7 protein-coding genes are annotated in these 6,617 nt (G+C 65.4%); 6 read left to right on the plus strand and 1 reads right to left on the minus strand.

Going from position 1 to position 6,617, the window contains the following annotated elements:
* Positions 1-90: 90 nt before the first annotated feature.
* Positions 91-1,308, plus strand: coding sequence for a PQQ-dependent sugar dehydrogenase (locus tag ACU0DV_RS00510; protein ID WP_446240692.1), 1,218 nt, complete (start codon positions 91-93; stop codon positions 1,306-1,308).
* Between the two features lie 18 nt (positions 1,309-1,326).
* On the opposite strand, the gene ACU0DV_RS00515 is transcribed toward ACU0DV_RS00510, so the two are convergent.
* A complete protein-coding gene (locus ACU0DV_RS00515) occupies positions 1,327-2,130 on the minus strand; it encodes a putative rhamnosyl transferase (RefSeq protein ID WP_446240693.1) in 804 nt (267 codons plus the stop codon).
* A 252-nt stretch (positions 2,131-2,382) separates the two neighbouring features.
* Between ACU0DV_RS00515 and ACU0DV_RS00520 the strand changes: the two genes are divergently transcribed.
* The 5 genes from ACU0DV_RS00520 to ACU0DV_RS00540 all read left to right on the plus strand — a co-directional run.
* Positions 2,383-2,769, plus strand: a complete 387-nt coding sequence (locus tag ACU0DV_RS00520) for an ester cyclase (protein ID WP_446240694.1) — start codon at positions 2,383-2,385, stop codon at positions 2,767-2,769.
* A 394-nt stretch (positions 2,770-3,163) separates the two neighbouring features.
* Complete coding sequence (rpsL, locus tag ACU0DV_RS00525; RefSeq protein ID WP_005862801.1) at positions 3,164-3,535, plus strand: 30S ribosomal protein S12; 372 nt, start codon at positions 3,164-3,166, stop codon at positions 3,533-3,535.
* Positions 3,536-3,559: 24 nt separating this feature from the next.
* Positions 3,560-4,030: a 30S ribosomal protein S7 gene (gene rpsG, locus ACU0DV_RS00530; RefSeq protein WP_100928300.1), complete on the plus strand. Its 471-nt coding sequence runs from the start codon at positions 3,560-3,562 to the stop codon at positions 4,028-4,030.
* Positions 4,031-4,265: 235 nt separating this feature from the next.
* Complete coding sequence (gene fusA, locus ACU0DV_RS00535) at positions 4,266-6,389, plus strand: elongation factor G (RefSeq protein ID WP_446240695.1); 2,124 nt, start codon at positions 4,266-4,268, stop codon at positions 6,387-6,389.
* 87 nt (positions 6,390-6,476) lie between these two features.
* Positions 6,477-6,617, plus strand: a 141-nt coding sequence (locus ACU0DV_RS00540; RefSeq protein WP_370312185.1) for a GTP-binding protein, incomplete at its 3' end; no start/stop codon positions are given.

Here is a 6,617-nt window from a genome sequence, read left to right on the forward strand (position 1 = left end):
CGCTGGCGCGCAGGTCACGATAGCGTCAGGCGATGGACCCCGGCGCGGGAACCGTTCGTTGGGCTGGCAGAACAACAAAGGGAGACATCCATGACACGCATCTTTACCTCGCTGACTGCCGTCGCCGCGCTGGCCACCACGCCCGCCCTCGCGCAGACCCACGAATGGGGCGAGAAGAAAGCCGACTTCGAGCCGGCCTTCGAGAACCAGACGCGGGCCGATCTGGTCACATCCGACTACGATTACACCCAGACGGTGCTTGCCGAGGGGCTGGAGCATCCGTGGGCGATCGAGGCGCTGCCCGGCGACGCGGGCCTTCTGGTGACCGAACGCCCGGGACGGCTGCGCGTGGTGCAGATGGACGGCACCGTGTCTGAGCCGATTGCCGGCCTGCCGGAGATCTTCAACGAGTCCGCGGGCAACAGCACGCAGGCGGGTCTGCTGGACGTGAAGGTCGGGCCCGATTTCGAGGATGACCGCTGGATCTATTTCACCTACGCCAAGGGCATGGGCGACGGCACCTCCGCCACCGCCGCGGCGCGCGGCAAGCTGTCCGAGGACATGACCGAGCTGACCGAGGTTTCCGACATCTTCGTGCAGGACCCGCCGAGCCCGGCGGCGATGCACTACGGCAGCCGGATCGTCTTTGACGGCAACGGCCATGCCTTCATCACCACCGGCGAGCACTTCACCGAGGAAGAGCGCGTGAAGTCGCAGGACCTGTCGACCACCTACGGCAAGGTGGTGCGCGTGGCGCTGGACGGCTCCACCCCCGAGGACAACCCGTTCGTGGGGCAGGAGGACGCCATCGACACGATCTGGTCCTACGGCCACCGCAACGTACAGGGCGCGGCGATGCGCGGCGACCAGCTCTTCACGCTGGAACACGGCCCGGCGGGCGGTGACGAGATCAACATCACCGAGGCGGGCAAGAACTACGGCTGGCCGGTGATCTCCTACGGCGTGAACTACGACGGCTCCGAGGTGAGCGAGGGCATCGCGGTTCAGGACGGCATGGAGCAGCCCGACTACTACTGGGACCCGGTGATCGCGCCGGGCGACATGACCTTCTACGACGGCGGGATGTTCCCGGAGTGGGACGGCGACCTGCTGATCGCCGCGCTGGTGGCGCCGGGGATCGTGCGTCTCGGCTGGGACGGCGACACGGTGTCCGAGGAAGAGCGCCTGCTGACCGACCTTGGACGCGTGCGTGACGTGGAGGTGCTGGAGGACGGATCGTTCCTGCTGGCCACCGACAAGGCCGACGGCGAGATCATCCACGTGACCCTGGCCGACGGCGACAGCTGAGGCTTTCGGGATCTTCGTTCAGGCGCCGAACACGCGCCTGACCTGATCGGCATCTATGGCGAAGCGTTCCTTCAGGAGCGCTTCGCCTTCTGCGTCGAGGCGGGGCAGCCTGACGGGGCGGACGTGTTTCTTCTGGCGGGAGTCGTTGTGGTCGTTGTGGCCGCGCAGGTACATGACCTCGTCGGTGAAGGTGAGGCAGGGCATGAAGGTCATCAGCTTCTGGTGGCCGAAGTTCATCACGCTCTGCCGGGTGCCGGGCCGGACGAAGACCGCCTGCGCGACGCCCCAGAACGGCATCACCTGGACCTCGCCGCAGATCCCCTGCGCGTCTGGCCGGGCGACGTAGCCACGGTTCCAGTCGAAGCCCATGAGGCGGTTCTTTTCCAGCAGCGGCGCGGCGTCGAGGGCGGCCTCCTTCAGCCTTTGCACGAAGGTCAGCGCCACGGCGTCGTCGTCGTCGTGGCGGAACTGGAGGCTTGGCTGCTTCATGTCCCGGACGGAATTGATGGCCTGCTGGCAGACCTTGCGGTGCGGCCCGGGCGGACGGGCGAGGATGCGGACCTGCGGCATGCCGGCGGTCAGCGCCTCCAGCCGGGCACGGAGGCGCGCGGGCATGGTGTCGCCGATGAGGATGACGAAGAGGAAGTCCGGGTCGGTCTGCGCCCGGATCGAGGGCATACAGATGGTCTCGAAGTGGCGGAAGCGTTCCTCGATCCGCTCGGGGGCGTAGAGATAGGCGGCGCGGGCCTCGGTCGTGTCGTGCTCCACCTGGAAGCCGCCTTCGGCGGGGTAGGAGAAACGGCAAAATCCGATCACTTGCATGGGGGGCTCCGGCGGCGTGCGCGGCGAGAGTGCCTTGGGGCGGTCTGGCTGTCCAGCGGGCGTGCGGCCGTGGGGGCCGTGGGGGGGTGTCATGCGGTGCGCGCTGGCGCGCGCGCAGGGTGTCTCGGAGGCGGCCTGCGGCCTTCTCCTCGGGCCGCCTCCGGCGGAGGTATTTGGACCAGGATGAAGGGGGCTGTTCGCCGGGGTGCCGCCGCGGTACAGCGGGGGGCATCGGTGGCCTGGGAGACGGGAATGGATCGGGATGCGCTGGCGGCGTTCTATCGCGGCTACACCGCCTGCCTGAACGCGCGGGACTGGGACCGGCTGGGCGATTTCGTGGCCGGAGAGGTGCGCTACGGTGCCGAGGCGATCGGGCTGGCGGGGTATCGCGCGATGCTGGAGGGGGATGTGGCGGCCATTCCGGACCTGCAGTTCCGGATCGCGCTTCTGGCGGTCGATCCGCCGTGGATCGCCGCGCGGCTTGGCTTCGACTGCACGCCCGCGGGCGCGCTCTTCGGCCTGAACGTCGACGGGCGGCGGGTGGCGTTTTCCGAGAACGTGTTCTATCGCGTGGAGGGCGGCCGCATCGCGGAGGTGCTGTCGGTCATCGACAAGGCGGCGGTCGCCGCGCAGCTCTGACAGGCGCTTGTGAGCCGCTTGCCGAGGGGGCGGGGGCGGCGGTGTTGACAAGGGGGGCGACTCTGCGTATACGCGCCTCCAATCCGTTGCGCCCGGACGTTGTCTGGGCGCTTCCGTTTGATACCGAACCACCGTCTCATGACAGAGACTGCGATCAAGTTCGGGGCGATGCAAGCCCGGGACCTCTGGAACGCCCCCGCGTAGGCCCTCCGGTAAGGGGTCGGATGCGGACCAAAAGTCGTTTGTGTGCAAGGGCCTGGCCCGGCGCACCCGCGGCGCACCGAACCGGCCCAACCCATGGGCGCCCTGCGGGCGTCCGGACGGAGCGGGCCAGACCTGAACCCGCCGGGCCTGATCCCCGGCACCAAGTGAGAAGCACGGGGATAACGTCTACATGCCCACGATTCAGCAGCTGATCCGCAAGCCGCGGCAGCCCAAAGTCAAGCGCTCCAAGTCCCAGCACCTGGAGCAGTGCCCCCAGAAGCGCGGCGTCTGCACGCGCGTCTACACCACCACCCCGAAGAAGCCGAACTCCGCAATGCGGAAAGTTGCGAAGGTCCGCCTGACCAACGGCTACGAGGTCATCTCCTACATCCCCGGTGAAAGCCACAACCTTCAGGAGCACTCCGTTGTCCTGATCCGTGGCGGCCGTGTGAAAGACCTTCCGGGTGTGCGTTACCACATCCTGCGCGGTGTTCTGGATACCCAGGGCGTCAAGGACCGGAAGCAGCGCCGTTCGAAGTACGGCGCGAAGCGTCCGAAGTAACTCAGAGAAGAAGAGGATACTGATATGTCCCGTCGTCACGCCGCAGAAAAACGCGAAGTCCTGCCCGACGCCAAGTACGGCGACCGCGTTCTGACCAAATTCATGAACAACCTGATGTACGACGGCAAGAAGTCCGTCGCCGAAAGCATCGTCTACGGCGCGCTCGACCGCGTCGAGAACAAGGTGAAGCGCGCGCCGCTGGAAATCTTCCACGAGGCGCTCGACAACATCAAGCCGTCCGTCGAAGTGCGTTCGCGCCGCGTCGGTGGTGCCACCTACCAGGTGCCGGTCGAAGTGCGTCCGGAGCGCCGCGAGGCGCTGGCCATCCGCTGGCTGATCACCGCGTCCCGCAACCGCAACGAAAACACCATGGAAGAGCGTCTGGCCGGTGAACTGATCGATGCCGTCCAGTCCCGTGGTGCCGCGGTGAAGAAGCGCGAGGACACGCACAAGATGGCAGACGCCAACAAGGCGTTCTCGCACTACCGCTGGTAAGACAGATGCCGGAGCACCCGCGCCCCTTCTGCCCCGATCCCGCCGGAGAGATCTCCGGATACGGATCGGGAGTCGGGGCGGGAAACGGGTGCTCCTCACATCCGCACACCGGAGTGGCCGGGCCCGGGGACGGGCTTTGGCCGCTCTTTGCCGTTCGCGGCAACGCGACGCTTGAACTTATCGGAGGCGAGGGTTAAGCGCCCGCGCAGAGATTACCCCCAGAGGACCCATACCCATGGCACGCGATTATCCCCTCGAACGGTACCGCAACTTCGGTATCATGGCGCACATCGACGCCGGAAAGACCACATGCTCGGAGCGGATCCTGTTCTACACGGGCAAATCCCACAACATCGGCGAGGTGCACGACGGTGCGGCCACGATGGACTGGATGGAGCAGGAACAGGAGCGTGGCATCACTATCACCTCCGCTGCGACCACGACCTTCTGGCAGTGGCAGGAAGATCCGACCCCCGAGGGCACGGATGACACCAAGTACCGCATGAACATCATCGACACCCCCGGGCACGTCGACTTCACCATCGAAGTCGAGCGTTCGCTGGCGGTTCTCGACGGTGCCGTCTGCGTTCTGGATGCCAACGCCGGCGTCGAACCGCAGACCGAAACCGTGTGGCGCCAGGCCGACCGTTACAAGGTTCCGCGCATCGTCTTCGTCAACAAGATGGACAAGATCGGTGCCGACTTCTTCAACTGTGTCCGCATGGTCGAGGACCGCACCGGTGCGCGCGCCGTTCCGATCGCGCTGCCGATCGGCGCCGAGTCCGAGCTGGAAGGTCTCGTCGACCTCGTGACCATGGAAGAGTGGGTGTGGAAGGGTGAAGACCTTGGCGCCTCCTGGGTCCGTGGCCCGATCCGCGACGAGCTGAAGGAGCTCGCCGAGGAATGGCGCGGCAAGATGATCGAAGCGGCCGTCGAGGAAGACGACGAGGCGATGGAAGCCTACCTGGAAGGCGAAGAGCCCGACGTCCCGACCCTGCGCAAACTGCTGCGCAAGGGCACGCTGGCGCTGCACTTCGTTCCGGTCCTGGGCGGTTCCGCGTTCAAGAACAAGGGTGTGCAGCCGCTGCTGAACGCCGTTGTCGACTACCTGCCATCCCCGCTGGACGTCGTCGACTACATGGGCTTCAAGCCGGGCGACGAGACGGAAACCCGTGACATCCCGCGTCGTGCGGACGACTCCATGCCGTTCGCCGGCCTGGCGTTCAAGATCATGAACGACCCGTTCGTGGGCTCGCTGACCTTCACCCGCGTCTACTCCGGCGTGATGAAGAAGGGCGACTCGATCCTGAACTCCACCAAGGGCAAGAAAGAGCGCATCGGTCGTATGATGATGATGCACTCCAACAACCGCGAAGAGATCGAGGAAGCCTTTGCAGGCGACATCATCGCGCTGGCGGGTCTGAAGGACACCACCACGGGTGACACGCTGTGTGACGCGAAGGACCCGGTGGTTCTGGAAACCATGACCTTCCCGGAGCCGGTGATCGAGATCGCGGTCGAGCCCAAGACCAAGGGCGACCAGGAGAAGATGTCCGCAGGTCTGGCGCGTCTTGCCGCCGAAGACCCGTCCTTCCGCGTGGAGACCGACATCGAGTCCGGTCAGACCATCATGAAGGGCATGGGCGAACTTCACCTCGACATCCTCGTCGACCGCCTCAAGCGGGAGTTCAAGGTCGAGGCCAACATCGGCGCACCTCAGGTGGCGTACCGTGAAACGATCTCCCACAAGATCGAGCACCAGTACACCCACAAGAAGCAGTCCGGCGGTTCCGGCCAGTTCGCCGAAGTCAAGCTGGAGATCACCCCGACCGAGCCGGGCGAAGGCTTCTCCTTCGAGTCCCGCATCGTCGGCGGCGCGGTTCCGAAGGAATACATCCCGGGTGTCGAAAAGGGCATCAAGTCGGTCATGGACTCCGGTCCGCTGGCAGGCTTCCCGGTGATCGACTTCAAGGTGGCCCTGCTGGACGGCAAGTTCCACGACGTCGACTCCTCGGTCCTCGCGTTCGAGATCGCGTCGCGGATGTGCATGCGCGAAGGTCTGAAGAAGGCCGGCGCAAAGCTGCTTGAGCCGATGATGAACGTGGAAGTGGTGACGCCGGAAGAGTACACCGGTTCCATCATCGGCGACCTGACCTCCCGTCGCGGTCAGGTGTCGGGCCAGGAGCCGCGCGGCAACGCCGTGGCGATCAAGGCCTTCGTGCCGCTGGCCAACATGTTCGGCTACATCAACACCCTGCGCTCCATGTCTTCGGGCCGCGCGCAGTTCACCATGCAGTTCGACCACTACGATCCGGTTCCGCAGAACATCTCGGACGAGATCCAGTCGAAGTACGCATAAGCCGGGTGGCGGGGGAAACCCCGCCCTACCCAACTTAGTAGGGTGGGTTTCAACCCCACCATCCGACAAGAAAAGGGAGCCAATACCATGGCAAAGGAAAAGTTTTCGCGGTCGAAACCGCACTGCAACATCGGCACGATCGGTCACGTTGACCACGGCAAGACCACGCTGACCGCGGCGATCACGAAGTACTTCGGCGAATTCCGCGCCTACGACCAGATCGACGGC

It is taken from the genome of Sagittula sp. (assembly GCF_052825245.1).